This window comes from Sinosporangium album (assembly GCF_900100605.1).
Taxonomy (GTDB): Bacteria; Actinomycetota; Actinomycetes; order Streptosporangiales; family Streptosporangiaceae; genus Sinosporangium; species Sinosporangium album.
Genome location: NZ_FNCN01000005.1, coordinates 52,548 through 72,809, shown reverse-complemented (window position 1 = coordinate 72,809; position 20,262 = coordinate 52,548). Strand labels below are relative to the sequence as shown.

Here is a 20,262-nt window from a genome sequence, read left to right as displayed (position 1 = left end):
TATGACGACGAGGAGAGCCTCCCACCTCCGCGCTTTGAGATCACGTACTACCCACCTGCTTATGGCGGCTCTTCCCATGGCGGCGCTGCGCGCCGCGGCGAGAGGGCTGTTTTTGATTGCGGCGCTGCGCGCCGCGGCGAGAGGGCTCTTGACCCGATCCCTTCCCTCCTCACTCCGGTCGCTGCGCTCCCTGCGTTCGTCAGTCCAGGGACCGGCGCCCTCTCGCGCTCCCGGATTGAGCTCGTGCCCGGGAGTTTCGCTTGCGCCCTCTTGCGCGCTCTGGTTGAGCTCGTGCCCGGGAGTTTCGCTTGCGCCCTCTTGCGCGCTCTGGTCGGGTGTGGGGCTGGGGGGGGTGGTTGGGTCTTTGGGGTTGTTTTTGGGGGGTGTGTGCATGTGTGGCTAGCCGTGGAGTTCGATGACGTCGCCGGCGCGGCCTAGGGGGCGGCGGCGGGGGGCGGGGATGGAGCCGTCGTCGACGATCTGGCCGTCGAGGAGGGTGACGAGACGGTCGGCGAGGCTGGCGACGCGCGCGTCGTGGGTGACCATGATGATGGTCTGGCCGTCTTTGTGGACCTGGCTGAGGAGGCGCAGGACGTCGCGGGTGTTGCGGCTGTCGAGGTTGCCGGTGGGCTCGTCGGCGAGGAGGAGGCTGGGCCGGTTGGCGAGGGCGCGGGCGAGGGCGACGCGCTGCTGTTCGCCGCCGGCGAGGCGGGTGGGGGAGTCGTCGGCGCGGTCGGCGAGGCCGAGTTCACCGAGGAGGTATTCGCGGCGTTCGCGCGCTTCGCGGGGTGTCGCTCCGGCCAGGAGGGCGGGGAGTTCGACGTTGTCGGCGACGGTCATGTTGCCGATGAGGTTGAAGAACTGGAAGACGAGCCCGATGCGTTCGCGCCGGAGCAGCGCCCAGGCGCTTTCGGAGAGGGTGTCGACGCGTTTGCCGGACATCCAGATCTCGCCGCTGGTGCGGGGATCGAGCCCGCCCAGCATGTGGACCAGCGTGGATTTGCCCGAGCCGGACGGCCCGGTGATGGCGGTGAAGCTGCCAGGTTCGACCGAGAGGTCTATGCCGCGCACGGCCGGCACCGGCACTCCGCCGTTCTGGTAGATCTTGACCAGATTGACGGTCCTCACAACGGGATCGTTGCTCATATAAGTACCTTGCTTAAAGTTGCGCAGTGTGTCACGTCAGCTCTTCCCGGCACCGCTCCAACCAGTCGAGATCGGCCTGCAGGTGGAGCATGGCGCCCTCGATCAGAAGATGCGCGAAGCGGTCTTCGGGTGGGGTCGTCTCCGCGAGATGGTGGAGATCCCGCATGATCCCGAGGAAGTGGCGGGTCTGGCGCCCGATCAGCGCGGAGCGGTCGGCGATGCCGGTCATCGGGGCGAGGACGAGCTTCATGAAGAACTCGTCACGCACGCGTGGCCCCTCCACGATGCCGTCGGCCCATGTGGTGAGCGCCTCCCGGCCGTCTTCGGTCAGATAGTAGACCTTCTTGTTGGGGCGGTTGGACTGCTCCACAGCCACCGCGCGAACAAGTCCGTCCTTCTCCAGCCGGCCCAGCGTGACATAGATCTGGCCGATGTTGGGCGAGGGGTAGGCGGCGCCGAAGGTCAGCTCCAGGGCCTGTTTGAGCTCGTAACCATGGGCAGGTTCCTTGGCCAGGAGCGCCAGCAGCGGCAGCCGCACACCCATCTCCTCCGTTACGGGAGCGTAATCGCCCTGTGTGTTGACGTTCACATTACCGCTATGGATAACATGCATGCATTCGACGACATACCTAACAGGTATGCATAGCTCTGAACAGCGGAGGATCCCATGCCTCGCCCACCGGTAGCTGTAACGCTGGCAGTGCTGCTGCTGCTGGCGTCATGCACCGTAGGGGGGACGCAGGAGATCCATAGCGATGACAGAGTCGGAGGGACGGGCCCGTTCACGTTCGCGACCGGTCGCGACACGACGGCCTACCTCCAACCACTGCTCGACAGGTGGAACCGGGACCACCCGTCCGAGCGGGTCACGTTGATCGAGCTGCCCGAGGCGTCCGATGAACAGCGGGCGCAAGTGGTGGCGAACCTGCAAGCCAGAAGCGATAAGTACGACGTCATAGGTCTGGATGTCGTATGGACCGCGGAGTTCGCCGACGCCGGCTGGATCATCCCCCTGGAGAGAGGCATGTTCCCTCTCGATAGGTTCCTGCCGACGGTGGTGGACACGGCGGTCTACAGGGACAAACTGTGGGCGGTGCCGTACACGAGTAATGCGGGGCTGCTCTACTACCGCAAGGATCTTTTGAAGAAAGAGGGGTTCGCTCCGCCGAAGACCTGGGCGGAGCTGCGGAAACAGGCTTCAGTTCTCAGCAAGAAACATGACATCGGGGGTTACGCCGGCCAGTTCCTCGCCTACGAGGGACTGACCGTCAACTTCGCGGAAGCCGTACATTCGGCGGGCGGGCAGATCCTCAGCCCGGACGGCACGCGCGTGACCATGGACAACGACAGGGCCGCGGCGGGGCTCGACTTCCTCGCGCAAGGACTTCGCGAGGGGTGGATTCCCAAGGAGTCCCTCTCCTACAAGGAAGAGGAATCCAGGCTGGCGTTCCAGGAAGGGCGTCTCGCATTCGCCCGCAACTGGCCGCACGGCTATGGCCCGGCCACTCAATCGCCTGTCGCCGGAAAGTTCGCGGTGACCCGGCTCCCCGGTCTTGAGGGGCCGGGGGCGAGTTCACTCGGCGGCGTCAACCTGGCGATCAGCGCCTTTTCCAAGCGACAGGATTCCGCGCTGAAGTTCATCAGGTACTTCACCGGCCTGTCCAACCAACGGCTCGTCCTGACCGAAGGGTCGTTCCCGCCGGTCTGGGCCGAGCTTTACGACGACCCGGAACTCATCCGGCGTTTTCCTTATCTTCCCGTTCTCAAGGACAGCCTGCTCACAGCCAGGCTCCGGCCGGTCAGCGCCAAATACAACCAGGTCAGCCTGGTCATAGCGAGCGCCGTCTCCCGTGCTTTCACCCCGCCTTTCACGGAGTCGACCAGCGAGGTCGTCTCCGCCATGAGGGCGGAACTCGACGAGATCATCCGCGCCCGCTAGCCGGCGCCTGACCTCAGGCACCCGTAACGGCGCCCGGGCACCGGGCGCCCTACCTCCTCCACTGTCACCCCCGCTGAACAGTGACCAGCCCACCGGAGGCAATGCCATATGCGTATCTACAAAGTCGTCACCATGACCGCCGGCCTCGCGCTCGCCGCCACCGCCTGCGGCGGCGGCGAGGCCGCACCGCCCGCGACCGGTGGCGACAGTGCGGCTCCTTCACAGGCCGCGAAGGAACTGCAGGGGGTGAAGATCGAAGTCGCCGCCAAGTGGACCGGAGAAGAGCAGAAGAACTTCGAGCAGGTCCTCGCGGCCTTCGAGGCGAAGACCGGGGCGGAGGTGACCTACGCCTCCACCGGCGAGGACACCGGCGCCTATCTCGGCCCGCGCATCCAGGGCGGCAACCCGCCCGACATCGCGATTCTGCCGCAGCCGGGTCTGGTGCAGCAGTACGCCGACCAGAACGCGCTCAAGCCGCTCGGCGCAGACGTCCTCACCCAGGTGGACCAGAACTACACGCCGTATTGGAAGGAGCTCGGCTCGGCCGACGGGAAACCGTACGGCGTGCTGGTGAAGGCGGCGCACAAGTCGCTGATCTGGTATCGCAGTGCGGCCTTCGAGAACGCGGGCGTGCAGCCTCCCAAGACCTGGGACGACCTCATCAAGGCGGCGCAGTCCATCGCCGACTCCGGCACCGCGCCTTTCGCTCTGTGCGGGGCGTCGGGCTGGACGCTGACCGACCTGTTTGAGAACGTCTACCTTTCCACCGCCGGGCCGGAGAACTATACGAAGCTCTCCAAGCATGAGATTCCCTGGACCGACCCGACCGTCGCGGAGGCGCTCAAGAAGATCGCCCAGATCGCCGGGAAGAAAGACCTCATGCTCGGCGGTTCGAACGGCGCTCTCCAGACGGACTTCCCGACCTGTGTGACCCAGGTCTACGGCCAGGACAAGGCCGCCATGGTCATCGAGGCCGACTTCGTGGCCGCCTCCGCGGGCGAGGCCGGCGCCAAGGTCGGGGAGGAGGCCAAGATCTTCCCGTTCCCGAAGGCCGGGGACACCGATCCGGTGGTGCTGGGCGGGGACATCGCGGTGGCGCTCAAGGACGGGAAGGGCGCGATGGCGCTGCTCGCGTTCCTCGCCTCCAAGGAGGGCGGCGAGATCTGGGCGAAGCTCCCCGGGTACCTGTCTCCCAACCGCAATGTCTCTCCCGACATCTACCCGAGCGACATGACCCGCCAGCTGGCGCAGACGATCGTCTCAGCCGGCGAAGCCGTACGGTATGACATGTCCGACCTTGCTCCGAGCGCTTTCGGCGGCACCGACGGCAAGGGCCAGTGGAAGCTCCTCCAGGACTTCGTGCGTGACCCCTCCGACGTCAAGGGCATCCAGGGCAAGCTTGAGGCCGAGGCCAAGAAGGCCTGGAAGTGACCACGAAGACAGCCGGTAGGCGTGCCGCGACCCGCGGCACGCCCCGCCCCCCCGCGGCGACCGGCAAACGCCTCGGCCCCTCCCCCAAGATGGCGGTGTGGTTCCTGCTCCCGGCGGTGCTCCTGCTGGGCGTGATGGTGATCTACCCGATCGTCTACTCGATCTTCCGCAGCCTGTTCGACGCGAGCGGCTCCACCTTCGTCGGGGTCGACAACTACGTATCCATCTTCACCGACTCGGCCATGCTCACGACGATCAGGAACACCCTGATCTGGGTGGCCGTCGCACCGGCCCTGGTGACGGTGGTCGGACTCATCTTCGCGGTGATGACCGAGCGCATCCGCTGGGCGACCGCGTTCAAACTCGTGGTGTTCATGCCGATGGCCGTCTCCCTCATGGCCTCGGGAGTCATCTTCCGGTTCGTCTACGAGCAGGACCCCGACCGCGGGGTGGCCAACGCGGTGATCACCTCCGTGCGCGACATCTTCAGCTCGGGGAGCGGCATTCCAGGCGCTCGCCCCCGGGAGAACGACCAGGCACCGGTCGTCGCGTCGGACGGTGCAGTGGTGACACGTCAACCGGTCTCGCCGGGGCAGACCGTTCTCGTGCCACTTGTGGGGCTGCGCCCCGACATGCTCCCCGCCTCCACCGCACCCGCCAAGACTCCCGGCCAGGGGACCGCCGGGATCAACGGCACGGTGTGGCTTGACTTCACACCCGGTGGAGGCGGGGCCCCCGAGAAGGTCGACGTGGACGAGAAGGCGCTGGCCGGGGTCACCGTGGAGGCCCTGCGCGACGGAACCGTCGTCGCGACCACCACCACGGCGAACGACGGCACGTTCAGCTTCCCCGAGTTAACCTCGGGGGACCACGTCGTACGGCTGCCGCGCGAGAACTTCGAAGCGCCCTTCAACGGCCTGTCATGGCTCGGCCCGACATTGATCACGCCGGCCATCATCGCCGCGTTCATCTGGGTCTGGGCGGGTTTCGCGATGGTGCTCCTCTCCGCGGGGCTCGCCTCCATCCCGCGTGACGCGCTGGAGGCCGCCCGCATGGACGGCGCGACCGAGTGGCAGGTGTTCCGCCGGATCACCGTTCCACTGCTGTCACCCGTCTTACTCGTCGTCTTCGTCACCATGATCATTAATACACTCAAGGTCTTCGACCTGGTCTTCGTCATCGCCCCCGGCTCGGTGCAACCTCAGGCGAACGTGGTCGCCCTGGAGATGTGGCGGGTGTCGTTCGGCGGCGGCGGGGACTACGGGCTGGGCAGCGCCCTGGCGATCTTCCTGCTGATCCTGGTGCTGCCCTTCATGATGTTCAACATCAGGCGGTTCAAAAGGGAGCAGTCATGACCACCGCGACCCTCGAACCGAAGCACGCCCGCGACAGGGAAGGGATCCAGCGCAGTCCGCTGGCCCGTATCATCGACCGGCTCGGCGGCGGACTGCTCCAGGTCGTCGTCATCGTCATCGCCCTGTTCTGGCTCATGCCCACCTTGGGCCTGTTCGTGGTCTCGCTCCGCGAGCAGGAGGCCAACACCTCTTCGGGCTGGTGGACGCTGCTCACCCAGCCCGCCCAGATCACGCTCGACAACTACGCCAACCTGCTGGCGAGCGGGTTCACCTCCTCGTTCTGGAACACGATCCTGATCACCGTGCCGACGACGCTGCTCGTCATCGGCATCGCCGCCATGGCGGGCTACGCGTTCGCCTGGATCGAGTTCCCCGGCCGCGACGCGCTTTTCCTGGTCGTGATCGGGTTGCTGGTCGTGCCGATCCAGATCGCCCTCATCCCCATCGCGGGTCTGTACGGCACGCTCGGGATCTTCGGCTCCATCCCGGCCGTGGTGCTCTTCCATGTCGCCTTCGGCCTGCCGTTCGCCATCTTCCTGCTCCGCAACTTCTTCGCGGGCATCCCCCGGGAACTCCTGGAGGCCGCCCGCATGGACGGCGCCGGGGAATGGAAGATCTTCAGTACCGTCGTCTTCCCGCTGGCCAAACCCGCGATCGCCTCCCTGGGCATCTTCCAGTTCCTCTGGGTCTGGAATGACCTGCTCGTCGCCTTGGTCTTCGCCGACACCGAGAACCAACCGATGACGAAGGCACTTCAGTCGCAGATGCGTCAATTCCAATCGAATGTCGACATCCTCGCGCCGGGTGCTTTCCTCTCCCTCCTCATCCCGTTGATTCTCTTCTTCGCATTCCAGCGCTACTTCGTGCAAGGGATGCTCGCCGGCTCGGTCAAATGACCGAGGCTCCCCGGGGCCTCGTGGGACGGGCCCCGGGGATGTCCCCGGCCAACAACCCCATGGAGTGCGGCAAATGGCGGGATTCGGAACCCCGAACCATACCGATTCTGTCGGCGAAGGTGACTACAGTTAACGACCATGGCCGCACGTCCGTTGCACGAAGTCGTTGAACCGGGTTGGGCAGAGGCTCTCGCCCCTGTCTCCGACCGCATCGCCGCTCTCGGTGATTTCCTCCGGAAGGAGGTGGCCGAGGGACGGCAATACCTTCCCTCGGGGGCCAACGTGCTACGCGCGTTCAATCAGCCCTTCGATGACGTGAAAGTCCTCATCGTCGGGCAGGACCCCTATCCGACGCCGGGCCACCCGATCGGGCTGAGCTTCTCCGTGGCCGACGACGTCCGGCCTCTGCCCGGCAGCCTCGTCAACATCTACAAGGAATACATGGCCGACCTCGGCCATCCCCAGCCCACCAACGGCGACCTCACCCCCTGGACCGAGCAGGGCGTCCTCCTGCTCAACCGCGTCCTCACCGTCATGCCGGGCAAGCCCGCCTCCCACCGGGGCAAGGGCTGGGAAGACGTCACCGAGCAGGCCATCCGCGCCCTCGCCGCCCGCGGCAAGCCCCTCGTCGCCATCCTGTGGGGCCGCGACGCCCGGTCGCTGAAGCCGATGCTCGACCCCGTGCCCTGCGTCGAATCGGCCCACCCGAGCCCCCTGTCGGCGCGCAGCGGCTTTTTCGGCTCCCGGCCCTTCAGCCGCGCCAACGAGCTCCTCACCGGGCAGGGCGCGTCCCCCGTCGAGTGGAAACTCCCCTGACCGATCCCCCGCCAGGCCCCCTTCCCGGGGGCCTTTTCCATGCCGGTTCCATGCCGGTTCCATGCCGGTTCCATGCCGGCCCGGCTCAAGCCCGGCTTCAGGCCGGCTTCCTGCCGACACCGCCCCAGCCGAGTACGGCGAAGCCGGACACGGCCTCCTCCCCGACGAAGCGGGAGGCGTCGATCAGATCGAAATCACCGAGGAAACGGCGGATCTCCGGCACCGTGCGAGGCCACAGGCCTGAGCCCGGGCGGGAGTAGACGCCGGTCACGGCGTCGGTGTCCGCGCCGCGCTCCTCGGTCCTGGTCATGTGGCTGATGACCAGGAAGCTCCCCGGCGCCATCCACTCCCGGAGCGCGGCGACATGGGGCTCCGGATCCTCCAGGAAGTGCAGGACGGCGACGAGCAGGACGGCGACCGGCTGGTCGAAGTCGATGAGGCGGGTCGCCCGGATCTTGTCGTACAGGTCGGCGGTGTCGCGCAGGTCGGCCTGCACCATGCTGACGGTGGGGGCGCCGGCCAGCAGCGCGCGACCGTGGGCGCAGACGACGCTGTCGTGGTCCACATAGACCGTGCGGGTGCCGGGGGCGACCCCGTGGGCGACCTCGTGCACGTTGCTCTGGGTGGGCAGCCCGGTCCCGATGTCGAGGAACTGCCCGACGCCCTCCCGGGCGGCGAGGTGGTGCACGACGCTGCCGAGGAACATGCGGTTCATCCGGGCGCCCTCACGGGCCTCGGGAAACGCCTTGAGAATGCGCCCGGCCGCCTCCCGGTCGGCGGCGAAATTGTCCTTGCCGCCCAACAGGTAGTCATAAACGCGGGCGACGTTGGGCGCGTGGACGTCGATTCCCCGTGGGCCGAGCTCGCTCACTGGCACTCCTCCCGCCAGGCGAGATCGTACCGTTCAGTAGGCATCCGGTGGCGTGGTTTCACACTCACCGCGAGTCGGGCGGCACCGCTCCATGCGCGGGGCGCGGCGCCTCCATTCCCGCCCTATCCGTGCCGTATCCCCGCCCTATCCGTGCCGTATCCGTGCCCTATCCATGCCGTCTAAGCCGTCGGCGGGGGTGTGAGCGGTGGTGGATAGCGCCTGAGGGGAGAGGGGAGTTTCCACGGCTCATGGACGATCTTCGCGGAGAGGTGTTCCAGTTCGGGCACGTATCTGCGCACGTAGTCACCGTCGGGATCGAATCTCTTGGCCTGCCGGATGGGATTGAGCACGCGGTTCGGCCTGGTGTCGTTGCCCGTACCCGCCGCCCATTGCCAGTTGCCGGAATTGTTGGCGACGTCCCCGTCGAGCAGCAGGTCGAAGAAGTGGTCGGCGCCGAGCCGCCAATCCACGCGGAGGTGCTTCACCAGATACGACGCGACGATCATGCGGGCCCGGTTGTGCATCCACCCTTCGGCCTCAAGCTGGCGCATCCCGGCGTCCACGATGGGAATGCCGGTGTGCCCCTCCCGCCAGGCGTCCAGCGCGTCCTTGTCGTCGCGCCACTCCCCGCCCCCGGGCCGGTAGTCGCGCCGGTTGATCTCCGGAAACGCATAGGCGACCTGGTGGAAGAAGTCACGCCAGCACAACTGCCGGGTGAACTCCTCGCCGCCGACGCCCTCCGCCCTGGTCACGACCTCAAGCGGCGACAGGCATCCGAAGCGCAGGTAGGGGCTGACCTTGGAGGTGCCGTCACCCGCCAGATCGTCGCGCACGTCGGGGTAGTCGGCGGCGCTGAAGCGCAGCCAGCGCTGCAGGCGCTCCCTGGCGGCGGTCTCGCCACCGGCGAGCGTGCCGTGCCGTACGCTCCGCCCGGACGCCACGCCCCCGGCGGAACGGCCACGCCTGCCGGGAAAGGACGCGGGAATGCGACCGGGCGCCAGCCCCGCCGGCAGGGCGACCCTTTCCGGCGCCGGCAGTACGGCACGGCGGCGCGTGGCCTGCCACGCCCGCCAATACGGGGTGAAGACGCGGTAGTGGTCACCGCCCCCGGCGGGCACCACCGCACCGGGCGCGACGACCGTCACGCCGCCGAAGAGCTGGAAGTCCAACCTGGCCCGTTCGCATTCGGCGGCCAGCCTCCCCTCCCGGCCACGGGCGTAACCGCTGACGTCGGCGCTCGTCCACACGGCGTCGGCGCCGACCTCGTCGGCCAGCCTCATGGTCTCGGCGACCGCGTCGCCCCGCCGTACGACCAGGTCGCCTCCCCGATCGCGGAGCGAGGAACGCAGATCGGCGAGACAGTCGAGGAGGAACCCGCCGCGGTGCCCGGACGGCAGCTTGGGCTCGATCACGAACAGGGGGACGACCGAGCGCGCACGGTCGCAGGCGGCGTCGAGGGCGGGGTGGTCGTGCACCCGCAGATCCCTGTTGAACAGCACAATCACGCACTCCACACCCACGCTTTCGCAGCCGGGCGCGAGACGGTTGCATTTCCGGGCGCCGATCATCAGATCCATGTGCTGACCAGGAGATTCTCATGACTGAAGCAACTTGCGGGGATACAGCGAACAAGTATGAATAGCTTTTGACTACGTTAAGCGTGCAGTTCTCTCCACAGCGGCAGGGAGGCTCCCCATGGATTCGCTGGAGACACTGGAGACATTGGAGGCCCGCCTCGCCTCCGGCGACGACGACGCGCTCGGCGAGTGCCTTCGCGCCCACGCCCCGCTGCTGCGCGCCTACCTGCGCCGTCTGGTCCCCGCGCGCGACATCGACGACGTCGTGCAGATCGTCTTCTCCGAGGTGTGGCGTTCACGCCACCGGTTCGACCCGGCCCGCAGCCTCCCCGCCTGGATGATCGGCATCGCCCACAAACGGGCCGTCGACCACCTGCGGGCGCGCACCCTCCAGACGGTCCCCCTCGACGCCGTGGCAGACCCGCCCGCCCGCGACGGCACCGCCGAAGGCCACGGCCTTCCCGAGCGCGACGAGGTCCGCCGCGCTCTCGCCGCCCTCCCCGCCCCCCAGCGGGAAGCCATCGAACTCGCCTACTACGGCGACCTGACCCAGCGCGAGATCGCCGAACGCCTCCACATCCCCCTCGGCACCGTCAAGGCCCGTACCGCCCGCGGTCTCCGCCGCCTCGCCACCCTCCTGTCCCCCGTCGCCGCCTGAGTCATTCCGGGGAGAGGCGGAGGACGGTCAGGGATCGGGCGGGGAGGGTGAGGCTGTCGCCCGTGCGGCGGACGGCGGGGTCGGAGGCGAGCAGGACGGTGCAGGGCGGCATGCGCACGGCCGCGGGGTCCGGTCCGAGGTTGGCCGCGACGCGCAGCGTTCCCCTGTGGACGACCAGCAGCCGCGTCTCCTCGTCGACGTCGACGGCGACGCGGTCGAGCCGCGGGTCGCACAGCTCGGGGCACGCCCGGCGGAGAGCGATGAGGTCCTTGTACCAGCTCAGGTGATCTTGGTGGGTTTCGTAGCCCAGTTCCCCCCAGTCGAGCTTGGACCGCAGGAAGGTGGCCGTCTCGGAGGGGTCGGGGGCCTTCTCGGCCCAGTCGTCGTAGCCGAAGCCGACGAACTCGCGCCGCCGCCGGTCGGCTTCGCCTTCCCTCAGATGCCGCTCGATGTGGTCGGTGAAGAACAGGAACGGGGAGGCGGCCCCCCACTCCTCCCCCATGAACAGCATGGGCGTGTACGGCGAGGTCATCAGCAGCCCGGCGGCGAGCCGCAGCGCCTCGGAGTCCATGCGGTCGCCTCCGGGCCGGTTGCCGATCTGGTCGTGGTTCTGGACGCAGGCGACGAAGCGGTGTCCGGGGACGCGGGTGCGGTCCACGGGTCGGCCGTGGGAACGCCCGCGGAAGCCGGAGTATGTGCCGTCGTGGAGAAAGGCGGAGGTGAGGACCTTCGCCAGGGTCTCCATCGAGCCGAAGTCGCCGTAGTAGCCGTGCCGTTCGCCGGTCACGGCGGCGTGCAGGGCGTGGTGGACGTCGTCGTTCCACTGGGCGGCCAGCCCGTACCCTCCGGCCTCCCGCGGGGTGACGAGCCGCGGATCGTTCAGGTCCGACTCGGCGATGAGCGTCAACGGCCTGCCGACCGCCCCCGCCAGGGCGTCCACCTCGGCGGCCAGTTGCTCCAGGAAGTGCACGGCCCGCTTGTCCACCAGGGCGTGGACGGCGTCCAGGCGCAGGCCGTCCACGTGGTAGTCGAGCAGCCACTGCGTCGCGTTGCCGATGAAATAGGCCCGCACCTCGTCGGACCCGGGGCCGTCCAGGTTGACGGCGCGTCCCCAGAACGACGCCGCCGACTCGTGGAAGTAGGGCCCGAACTCCGCGAGGAAGTCCCCCGACGGACCCAGGTGGTTGTAGACGACGTCCAGGATCACTCCGATCCCGGCGCTGTGGCAGGCGTCCACGAAGGTCTTGAGCCCGTCGGGCCCGCCGTACACCTCGTTGACGGCCCACAGGTCCACCCCGTCGTAGCCCCAGTTGCGCTCGCCGGGCACCGGCGGCACCGGCATGAGCTCGACCAGGTCGACCCCGAGGTCGACGAGGTGGTCGAGCCGCCGCGCCGCGCTCTCGAACGTCCCCTCGGGAGTGAAGGCGCCCACGTGCAGCTCGTAGATCACCGCCCCGCGCAGGTCCCGGCCGCGCCAGCCGTGGTCGCTCCAGGTGAACATGCCGTGGTCGTAGACGCGGCTCGGCCCGAAGATGCCGTACGGCTGCCGCCGGGCCCGGGGGTCGGGCAGCGGGCGGCCCCCGTCCACCCGGAACGCGTAGTCGGTGCCGTGCCCCGCCCCCGGCACCTCGGCCGACCACCACCCGCCGCGGCCCGCGCGCATCGGGTGGCGCACTCCGTCGATCTCGACCTCCACCGACGCCGCATCAGGCGCCCATGCCTCGAACATCTCTCTCCAGAAGCGCGACGGGACAGCGACCGAGAAGGTGTGCCAGCGGCACCTTACCGGTGTACGGCCGGCCTGTGAGCAGGTCGTTCCAATGGCCCGGGGGCAGCGTGACCGTGGTGCCTCCCCATCCGCCCCGCCGCTCCAGCCCCACCGGGAGCCTGGTGGCGACGGCCACCACGCTGTCGCCCCGTGCGAAGGCCACCGCGTGCGGCGCCGCCTCCCCGTCGGCGCGCAGCGGCGTGTACGGCGCCGCCGGGGCGAGCCACCTCCGCGCCGCCAGAGCGCGCGCGGTGACCAGCAGCTTGGCGGAGTCCCACGTCTGGCGGCCCGGCCCCGCCGCCAGGGCGGCGATCCGCGCGGCGAAGTCGACGGGCCGCCTGTTGTCCGGGTCGACGAGCGAGAAGTCGGTGAGCTCGTTGCCCTGGTAGACGTCGGGAACTCCGGGCATGAGTAGCTGGATCAGCTTCTGCCCCAGCGAGTTGGCCCGCGCGTAGCCGTCGATCCGCGCGGTGAACGCCGCCACCGAAGGGCCGCACTCCCCGATGGCCCGAGCGGCGAAGTCCCGGATGCCGCGCTCATACCGCGCGTCCGGCGACATCCACGAGATCGAGGTCTTGGCCTCGCGCGCCGCTTTCAGCAGGTAGTCGGTGAACCGGTTCACGTCGATCGGCCACGCGGCCATGAGGTTCTGCCAGGCCAGGTAGTCCAGTGCGGGGTCGAACCACACCCGCTCCGCCCACCCGCTCACGGCCTCCGCCCACTCGTGCGGCATTTCGGAGAGCACGGCGAGCCGGGCCCGGACATCCTCCGAACGTTTGGTGTCGTGGGTCGAGAGCGCCGTCATCGACGCCGGCGGCATGCCCCGGCAGAACGCGTGGAACTCCTCGACGTCCGAGCGGAAGTCCCCCGGCTCTCCCCCCACCTCGTTGAGGCAGGTCAGCGGGAAGAACCTGTAGAGCGCCGTGTCCTCCACGCCCTTGGCCATGACCGGGCCGCAGGTCTGCTGGAAGCGCACGACGGCCTCGGCCGTGCCGTACAGCACGTGGTGGGCGACGGTGTGCACGGCCTCGGGGTCGGCGTGCTTGGCGGCCTCCTGCGCGGCGACCGTCACGATGTCGCGCGACCGTCCGGGCACGGGCTCGCCCGGCACGACGTAGGCGCGGTAGACCGGCATCGCCACGAGCAGCTCCACCACGGCCTCGCGCAGGGCGGCGGTGGCGCGGGGCCCGGCGGAGCGGGCGACGGCCGCGGCCAGGCGGTGGACCTCGGCGGTGAGGAACTGTGTGAGCACCTGCCGCTTAGCGTCCCGCACCACGGTGAGGTAGTCGGCGGAGGTGCGCGTGAGCCGTACGAAGAGGTCCGTCAGCGGCCCCTCGCCGGCCGGGTCCACGAAGAGGCGCAGAATCCGGTTGAGCGCGTCGTATCCGGTGGTGCCGTCGCACGGCCAGTCATCCGGCAGCCGCTCGTCACCGATCAGGATCTTCTCCGCCACCGTCCACATGCCGCCGGCGCGCTCACGCAGCCGCGCGAGATAGCCCCTGGGGTCGGTGAGCCCGTCCGGGTGGTCCACCCGCAGGCCGTGGACCAGCCCCTCCTCCACCAGGCTCAGGACGACCGCGTGCGTCGCCTCGAAGACCTCCTCGTCCTCCACCCGGAGGGCGATCAGCGAGGATACGTCGAAGAAGCGGCGGTATCCCGGCCCCTGGGTGTACGGCACCAGCCTGTAGTGGTCCGCCGGAAGCGGGAACACGTGATCGCCGTAGTGCAGCACGCCGCCGTCCACGCGTGGCGGGGACGCGTCGCCCAACACGGGTAGATCAATCCGCCCGTCCCGGTATTCCACATCGAACCAGGACGCGTACGGTGAGGCCTTCCCTTCACTCAGCACCGACCAGAAGCCGGCATTGGCCGACTCGGGCGGGGCGACCGTCATGTGGTTCGGCACGAGATCGGCCACGATCCCCAGGCCGAGCTCGGCGAGTCGCTCCGCCATCGCCAGGAACGCGGGGGCCCCGCCGAACTCCTGGCGTATGCGGGAATGGTCGGTGACGTCATAGCCGTGGCGTGAGGAGGGAACCGCCTGGAGGACCGGCGACAGGTAGACGTGGCTGACACCCAGCGCGGCGAGGTACTCGGCGAGGGCCGCCACGTCGGCGAAGCCGAAGTCGGGGGTGAGTTGCAGGCGATACGTCGCGCGCGGCGGCGACCACCGCGGGCCGGCCGCCGGCGCCGCGACCACCGCCCCGGCGGCGTCGGGCATGGGGGCCTCGTCGGACACTGCGGCGTCGGACATGCGGGCGTCGGACATGCGGGCGTCAGACACGGCGCAGCACCCTTACCGAACGGCCCTCGACGGGAACCCCCTCGCCCGCCTGGCTCGGCCGGGGCTCGATGAGGATCGGCGCGGCCGTGTCGATCTCCGTCACCCACAGGTCCCCGTAGTCCTTGGGGATCGTGAAGGTGATCGTCTCGTGGTGAGCGTTGAACAGGAGCAGGAAGGAGTCGTCGGAGATGCGTCGGCCCCGGCGATCCGGCTCGGTGATGGAGTCGCCGTTGAGGAACACCGCGAGGGAACGCGCGTAGCCCACGTTCCAATCCGCGTCGGTCATCTCCTCACCCGCGGGGGTGAGCCAGGCGATGTCGCTCAGCCCATCGTGGGACCCCCGTACCGGCCGGCCGTAGAAGAAGCGGCGGCGGCGGAACACCGGGTGGTCGCGGCGCAGCCTCGCCAGCCGCTTGGTGAAGTCGAGCAGCAGCCGGTTCTCCTCGATGTCCGACCAGTCCACCCAGCTGATCTCGTTGTCCTGGCAGTAGGCGTTGTTGTTGCCATGCTGCGTCCGGCCGAGTTCGTCGCCGTGGAGGAGCATAGGCACCCCCTGCGATACGAACAGCGTGGTCAGCAGGTTCCGCTTCTGCCGCTCGCGCAGCACTTCGACCGCCCCGGTGGCCGGGCCCTCGACGCCGCAGTTCCACGACCGGTTGTCGTCGGTGCCGTCCCGGTTGTCCTCGCCGTTGGCCTCGTTGTGCTTGTGGTCATAGGACACCAGGTCTTGCAGCGTGAAACCGTCGTGGCAGGTCACGAAGTTGATCGAGGCGGCCGGGCGGCGGCTGTCGTCCTGGTAGAGGTCGCTCGACCCGGTCAACCTCGACCCGAACTCCGGCAGGGCGGCGGGCTGCCCCCGCCACAGGTCGCGGATGACGTCGCGGTAGCGTCCGTTCCATTCGGTCCACCGTCCAGGGAAGTTGCCCACCTGGTAGCCGCCCGGGCCGACGTCCCACGGCTCGGCGATGAGTTTGACCTGGCTCAGCACCGGATCCTGCTGGACGAGGTCGAAGAACGCCGACAGCCGGTCCACCTCGTGCAGTTCCCTCGCCAATGTCGCGGCCAGGTCGAACCGGAAGCCGTCGACGTGCATTTCGGTGACCCAGTAGCGCAGGGAGTCCATGATGAGCTGAAGGACCTGCGGCGACCGCATGAGCAGGCTGTTCCCGGTGCCCGTCGTGTCCATGTAGTAGCGCTGGTCGTCGTCCACGAGCCGGTAGTAATCGGGGTTGTCTATGCCCCGCATGCTCAGCGTCGGACCCAGATGGCTGCCCTCGGCGGTGTGGTTGTAGACGACGTCGAGAATCACCTCGATGCCCGCCTCGTGCAGCGCGCGGACCATCGCCTTGAACTCCAGCACCTGGCCGCCGCGCTGACCGGTGGAGGAATAGGCGTTGTGCGGGGCGAAGAATCCGATCGTGTTGTAGCCCCAGTAGTTCGTGAGCCCTCTTTCCACGAGAACGTGGTCGGTGACGAACTGGTGGACCGGCATGAGCTCGATCGCGGTCACCCCGAGCGCGGAAAGGTGGTCGACGATCTCGGGGTGGCCCAGCGCCGCGTATGTCCCCCGGATACGCTCGGGGATCTTGGGGTGGTCGATCGTCAGCCCTCGGACGTGGGCCTCGTAGATCACCGTGTCGTGGTACGGCGTCGCCGGCGGGCGATCGTGTCCCCACCCGAAGAACGGGTTGATCACCACCGACCGCGGGACATACGCCGCCGAATCACTGTCGTTTCTTGTCTCCGGATCGGCGAAGCGGTAGCCGTAAACCGCTTCGCTCCACCGCACGTCACCCTCGATGGCCTTGGCGTAGGGATCGATCAGCAGCTTCGCCGGATTGCAGCGCAGGCCGCGCGCCGGGTCATAGGGGCCGTGCACGCGGTGGCCGTACCGCTGCCCCGGGCCCACTCCCGGCAGATAACCGTGCCAGATGTATCCGTCGCATTCGGTGAACGCCACCCGGGTTTCGTGGTCACGGTCGTCGAACAGACAGAGTTCGACGCGTTCCCCGGCCTCCGAGAACAGCGCGAAGTTCGTGCCCGCCCCGTCATAGGTGGCCCCCAGTGGATAGGGATCACCTGGCCATATCTCGGTCATTCCACCGCCCCTCAGCGGTGAAGGGATATGCCCAGTCTTCCGGGGGCGCATGCCTGTCTTATCGAATCACCGCGGCGCGCACCCGTCGGAGGACGCACCACACGGCCGGGGGCCCGAGCGGGTCGGGCGCCCCGGCGGCTTTCACTGAGGTCAGAGCTTCTTCAGCAGTTCGCGCATGGTGTCGATCTCGGTCTGCTGGGTGGCGACGATGGTCTCCGCCATGGTCTTGGCCTCGGGGAAGGCCCCCTGCGCGACCTCGGTCTGGGCCATGGTGATGGCGCCCTCGTGGTGGCGGATCATGAGCTCGGCGAAGAGCTTGTCGAACGCCTTGCCCTTGGCCTTCTCCAGGTCGGCCATCTCGTCGGCGGTCAGCATGCCGTCCATGGTGTGCCCGGCGGGCATGGGCTCCTTGCCCCAGGTGGTCAGCCACGAGGTCAGCTTGGCGATCTCGGGCCCCTGGGCCGCCTTGATCTCCTCGGCCAGCTTCTTGATCTCGGGGTTGGACGCCCGGGTGGCCGCAAGGTCGGACATCTCGATGGCCTGCTGGTGGTGCGGGATCATCATCTGCGCGAACGTCACGTCCGCGTCGTTGAACGCCGCGCCCGGCTGGGTCGAACCCGCCGTGGCCGGGGCCGACGACGAGGCGGCGGTGCCGTGGCCGCCCGCGTGCTCCCCTCCATCGGCCTGCGTGGCCTCCCCGCTGGAGCAGCCCGCGAGTACGGCTGCCGCGGCGGCGGCCACGGCGAGGGCACGGAACTTGGTCGTCGTGAAGGTCGTGAAGAACGTGGACATGCGTGCGAAGCCTTTCGGATTTCCCTATGAGTCTGAACCGACCTGCAAAAACAGGGCGGTTTAAACCCGCAGCACCGAAAGCCGGGTGAGGAGTGGGCGGCCCCAGAGCGGCGGCCCCCGGGACGGGGTCGGGGCGTGGCGCGTGCCGCCGGTGAGCCACGTCGAATCGCCCTGACCTCTCAGCGGAAAGAACGCGACCGAGAGCAGTGCGACGGCGGCCAGGACGGCGACGCAGATGAGGCTGGGATCGAGCGACAGCGGCAGACCGCCGCCGGGGGCGCCGGCGAAACTGTGCGCCGGGCTCCCGGCCGCGCCCGTCACCGCGTGCCCGGGCGACGCCGCGCCCGCGCGGGAGACCTCGCCGGCCTCCGCCGGGGCGGTGTCGCCGCCGTGGGCGGCGTGTGGGCGCTCGGCCACGTGCCCGGCGGGCGGCGACACCATGCCGGGGGAAAGGCAATGCGACGATCCGAGGGTGTGGGAGGTGACGTGGCCGAGGGTGTGCATCGCGGCGACCCCGAAGACCACGGCGAGCATCAGCAGGAAGAGCAGACCGTGCCCGGCCGTCGTCACATCGGCACGGCGGCCCACCGTCACCCCCCGAAGGATCCGAAAAACGCGAATACCCGCCCCAGGTAGATGCAGGCTACCGGCTGGGGGCGGTGGTCGGTCCCGCGGTCCCGGGCGCGCCGCCCATGCTCCCCTCACTGCTGATAGACCGGGACGGTGTGCCCCTGCGCGGTCTCGCCGGAGACCGGGACCTGACCGATGGGCGTGTCGCCGCCCATCGGGCCGGGGACCGTGGTGAAGGTCGCCGCGGTGGTGCGCTGGGGAGCGCCCGGAGTGGTCAGCCGCAAGCGGATGCCGCCGCCCGAGGCGGCGGCCGCGAGGTAGTGCCACTGGCCGGAGGGCCCTTTCCACCAGGTGCCGGAGGCGATGTCGCGCTTCAGATGGCTGCAGTCCCACGTGTCGCGGCGCTGGCCGGTGGGGACGGGGCTGGTGTGGCCGCCGGACGTCACGAGCAGGACCGCGCGCGTCGTGCTGCGGCCGGTGACGTCGGCGAGGCGGACGCAGATCCAGCGGCCCCTCGCCCCTTCCGGGAGCGCGCCCCGAAAGAACTCCCACGCGGTGGCCGAGCGCACCTCGTCGTTGGGCCTGGCGAAGGCGCAGCCGAGCTGGGACCAGGCGGTGAAGCCGTCGGCGGCGGTGTCGAGCCCGCTCGGGGCGGAGGACGCGGCCGACCGGTAGTCGAGCGTGGCGAGCGTCAGCCGCCCCATGTCGATCGCGGTGGAGGTGGGACCGGCCCCGATCTGCGGGGCGCGCAGCCGCAGCACAGGGCCGCGCCAGCAGCGGCTGCGACGCTCGTGCGGGACCGCCGCGGTCACGCCGCCCGCGACGGCGACGGGACGCCAGCGCGGGCGGTGGCCGAGGGAGGCGGCATGCACCTCCTCCACCCAGGGCGGCAGCAGGTAGTGCGAACCCGACCGGGAGGTGAGGAGCTTGAGCGGGGTCGCCTCGCCCGCCGACTGCCGGGGCTCGGGGAAGATGTCGAGGGACCGGCCGCCGACCGTCTCGGTGTAGCGCGCGACGCGGCCGGGGTCGCGCAGGAGCACCACGCGCACCCCGCTGAGGCGGCCGGCGTAGAGGAGCTGCGGATCGGCGGAGGGCGCCCGGTCGGGCACCCCGTGGAAGGCCCGGTGCGGCACCTTCCCGGGCCGCAGCCACGCGGCGAGGGCCCGGCCCACGAGGGCCTTGTCGCCCCGGAGCGCGCCTCGCGCCTCCCAGGTGCCGAGGTCGAGGTCGGTCGTGGTCCGCCAGGCGCCGCGCGGCACCTGGCGGACCACCGGCGCGTCGGCCGCGGCCGGGCCGGCGCCGTGGGCGGGGCTGCGCTCGCCGTAGAGGTCGAACCAGACCGGCACCATGGCGGCGGCGGCGAGCAGCGCGAAGGCCGCGCCGGCCACGATCAGCCTGCCGGTGTTGCCCGAGGGGACGCGCCCGTAGACGCGGGCGATCGTCGGGTCGATGGAGGGGCGGTGGAGCGCGGCGCTGTCGGGCCCAAAGTCCGACTCCAGCGCGACCACGGCGGCCAGGGCTCCGCCGGGGTCGTCGACGCCGGCGGAGGCGAGCACGGCGCGCGTCTCGGCGGCTCCGAGCCCCTCCATGCGGTAGAGCGCGTATGCCGCCCGGGCGGGGGCGGGGAGCCTGTCGAGCGCGGCGGTGAAGGCGAGGTCGGCGCCGCGGGTCACGGCGGGGACGACGTCGAGACGGGAGGCGCCCCGGAGGCGGCGCCGCAGGGCGCGGCGGCGGAGAGCCCGGCGCAGCACCTCGCCTCTGAGCCGCGGGTATGCCTCGCCGTCGGCGGACGGGTGCCGGGCGAGGGCCTCGGCCACCAGCCGGTGGGCGAGCACGAGGCGCCGTTCCCCGTCGCCGCTTGAGGGCAGCGCCAGGTAGGCGAGCCAGACGAGATCGCGGTAGGGCCGGGCGAGTGCCCGATCCCCTCGAATGGAACGTCCCACGGAACGCCTCCCCTCATTCGATCACTTCGTGTAATCGAACATGCGCACAGTGTGAATGCACATAGTAGGGGTCCCCGCTGCGCTGAGTCGGAGGATGGCGAAACGCCGCCGGACTGCT

Annotated in this window: 16 protein-coding genes; 6 read left to right on the top strand and 10 right to left on the bottom strand. The window is 69.5% G+C overall.

The genetic code is table 11. From position 1 onward, the window contains the following. Nucleotides 1–399 precede the first annotated feature (399 nt). Both BLQ73_RS06770 and BLQ73_RS06765 read right to left on the bottom strand, forming a co-directional pair. Nucleotides 400–1,146 carry an ABC transporter ATP-binding protein gene (locus BLQ73_RS06770; protein WP_093169399.1) on the bottom strand — a complete coding sequence of 249 codons (747 nt, stop codon included), beginning with the start codon at nucleotides 1,144–1,146 and terminating at the stop codon, nucleotides 400–402. Nucleotides 1,147–1,177: 31 nt separating this feature from the next. After that, the gene (locus tag BLQ73_RS06765; protein WP_245690849.1) at nucleotides 1,178–1,735 is read right to left on the bottom strand and encodes a PadR family transcriptional regulator; all 558 of its coding nucleotides are present in this window, start codon (nucleotides 1,733–1,735) and stop codon (nucleotides 1,178–1,180) included. A 78-nt stretch (nucleotides 1,736–1,813) separates the two neighbouring features. Between BLQ73_RS06765 and BLQ73_RS06760 the strand changes: the two genes are divergently transcribed. The 5 genes from BLQ73_RS06760 to BLQ73_RS06740 all read left to right on the top strand — a co-directional run bounded on the left by BLQ73_RS06760 (nucleotide 1,814) and on the right by BLQ73_RS06740 (nucleotide 7,583). Next, entirely contained in the window at nucleotides 1,814–3,085 is a 1,272-nt protein-coding gene (locus BLQ73_RS06760; RefSeq protein ID WP_093169395.1) for an ABC transporter substrate-binding protein, read from the top strand. A gap of 108 nt (nucleotides 3,086–3,193) precedes the next feature. Then, nucleotides 3,194–4,516: an ABC transporter substrate-binding protein gene (locus BLQ73_RS06755; protein WP_093169393.1), complete on the top strand. Its 1,323-nt coding sequence runs from the start codon at nucleotides 3,194–3,196 to the stop codon at nucleotides 4,514–4,516. Between the two features lie 89 nt (nucleotides 4,517–4,605). Continuing rightward, complete coding sequence (locus BLQ73_RS06750) at nucleotides 4,606–5,871, top strand: carbohydrate ABC transporter permease (protein ID WP_093169673.1); 1,266 nt, start codon at nucleotides 4,606–4,608, stop codon at nucleotides 5,869–5,871. After that, nucleotides 5,868–6,767 carry a carbohydrate ABC transporter permease gene (locus BLQ73_RS06745; protein ID WP_093169391.1) on the top strand — a complete coding sequence of 300 codons (900 nt, stop codon included), beginning with the start codon at nucleotides 5,868–5,870 and terminating at the stop codon, nucleotides 6,765–6,767. Before BLQ73_RS06750 ends, BLQ73_RS06745 begins: the two co-directional genes overlap by 4 nt. 138 nt (nucleotides 6,768–6,905) lie before the next feature. Further along, nucleotides 6,906–7,583 (top strand): uracil-DNA glycosylase, encoded by a 678-nt coding sequence (locus tag BLQ73_RS06740; RefSeq protein ID WP_093169389.1) that lies wholly within the window; start codon nucleotides 6,906–6,908, stop codon nucleotides 7,581–7,583. Nucleotides 7,584–7,680: 97 nt separating this feature from the next. Here BLQ73_RS06740 and BLQ73_RS06735 read toward each other — a convergent pair whose 3' ends face one another. Beyond that, nucleotides 7,681–8,454 (bottom strand): SAM-dependent methyltransferase, encoded by a 774-nt coding sequence (locus BLQ73_RS06735; protein ID WP_218125651.1) that lies wholly within the window; start codon nucleotides 8,452–8,454, stop codon nucleotides 7,681–7,683. Nucleotides 8,455–8,633: 179 nt separating this feature from the next. Beyond that, nucleotides 8,634–10,022: a cryptochrome/photolyase family protein gene (locus BLQ73_RS06730; RefSeq protein ID WP_093169672.1), complete on the bottom strand. Its 1,389-nt coding sequence runs from the start codon at nucleotides 10,020–10,022 to the stop codon at nucleotides 8,634–8,636. A gap of 127 nt (nucleotides 10,023–10,149) precedes the next feature. On the opposite strand from BLQ73_RS06730, the gene BLQ73_RS06725 reads away from it, so the two are divergent. Further along, nucleotides 10,150–10,689, top strand: a complete 540-nt coding sequence (locus BLQ73_RS06725) for an RNA polymerase sigma factor (protein ID WP_093169385.1) — start codon at nucleotides 10,150–10,152, stop codon at nucleotides 10,687–10,689. 1 nt (nucleotide 10,690) lies between these two features. On the opposite strand, the gene treZ is transcribed toward BLQ73_RS06725, so the two are convergent. From treZ to BLQ73_RS06695, 6 genes are all read right to left on the bottom strand, one after another. Beyond that, nucleotides 10,691–12,418 (bottom strand): malto-oligosyltrehalose trehalohydrolase, encoded by a 1,728-nt coding sequence (gene treZ / locus BLQ73_RS06720; protein ID WP_093169383.1) that lies wholly within the window; start codon nucleotides 12,416–12,418, stop codon nucleotides 10,691–10,693. Further along, a complete protein-coding gene (gene treY, locus BLQ73_RS06715; protein ID WP_338056603.1) occupies nucleotides 12,396–14,741 on the bottom strand; it encodes a malto-oligosyltrehalose synthase in 2,346 nt (781 codons plus the stop codon). Before treY ends, treZ begins: the two co-directional genes overlap by 23 nt. Beyond that, on the bottom strand, nucleotides 14,734–16,839 hold the full coding sequence (gene glgX / locus BLQ73_RS06710) for a glycogen debranching protein GlgX (protein ID WP_093169381.1): 2,106 nt from the start codon (nucleotides 16,837–16,839) through the stop codon (nucleotides 14,734–14,736). Before glgX ends, treY begins: the two co-directional genes overlap by 8 nt. A 150-nt stretch (nucleotides 16,840–16,989) precedes the next feature. Next, entirely contained in the window at nucleotides 16,990–17,631 is a 642-nt protein-coding gene (locus BLQ73_RS06705) for a DUF305 domain-containing protein (protein ID WP_093169379.1), read from the bottom strand. A 60-nt stretch (nucleotides 17,632–17,691) separates the two neighbouring features. Next, nucleotides 17,692–18,225: a hypothetical protein gene (locus BLQ73_RS06700; RefSeq protein WP_093169377.1), complete on the bottom strand. Its 534-nt coding sequence runs from the start codon at nucleotides 18,223–18,225 to the stop codon at nucleotides 17,692–17,694. Nucleotides 18,226–18,332: 107 nt separating this feature from the next. Next, a complete protein-coding gene (locus BLQ73_RS06695) occupies nucleotides 18,333–20,144 on the bottom strand; it encodes a hypothetical protein (RefSeq protein ID WP_093169375.1) in 1,812 nt (603 codons plus the stop codon). Between the last annotated feature and the right edge of the window lie 118 nt (nucleotides 20,145–20,262).

Excerpts from the sequence above, each read along its gene's own strand:
- BLQ73_RS06770 (WP_093169399.1), bottom strand. The coding sequence starts at position 1,146 with ATGAGCAACGATCCCGTTGTGAGGACCGTCAATCTGGTCAAGATCTAC.
- BLQ73_RS06760 (WP_093169395.1), top strand. The coding sequence starts at position 1,814 with ATGCCTCGCCCACCGGTAGCTGTAACGCTGGCAGTGCTGCTGCTGCTG.
- BLQ73_RS06755 (WP_093169393.1), top strand. The coding sequence starts at position 3,194 with ATGCGTATCTACAAAGTCGTCACCATGACCGCCGGCCTCGCGCTCGCC.
- BLQ73_RS06750 (WP_093169673.1), top strand. The coding sequence starts at position 4,606 with ATGGCGGTGTGGTTCCTGCTCCCGGCGGTGCTCCTGCTGGGCGTGATG.
- BLQ73_RS06745 (WP_093169391.1), top strand. The coding sequence starts at position 5,868 with ATGACCACCGCGACCCTCGAACCGAAGCACGCCCGCGACAGGGAAGGG.
- BLQ73_RS06740 (WP_093169389.1), top strand. The coding sequence starts at position 6,906 with ATGGCCGCACGTCCGTTGCACGAAGTCGTTGAACCGGGTTGGGCAGAG.
- BLQ73_RS06730 (WP_093169672.1), bottom strand. The coding sequence starts at position 10,022 with ATGATCGGCGCCCGGAAATGCAACCGTCTCGCGCCCGGCTGCGAAAGC.
- BLQ73_RS06725 (WP_093169385.1), top strand. The coding sequence starts at position 10,150 with ATGGATTCGCTGGAGACACTGGAGACATTGGAGGCCCGCCTCGCCTCC.
- treZ (WP_093169383.1), bottom strand. The coding sequence starts at position 12,418 with ATGTTCGAGGCATGGGCGCCTGATGCGGCGTCGGTGGAGGTCGAGATC.
- glgX (WP_093169381.1), bottom strand. The coding sequence starts at position 16,839 with ATGACCGAGATATGGCCAGGTGATCCCTATCCACTGGGGGCCACCTAT.
- BLQ73_RS06705 (WP_093169379.1), bottom strand. The coding sequence starts at position 17,631 with ATGTCCACGTTCTTCACGACCTTCACGACGACCAAGTTCCGTGCCCTC.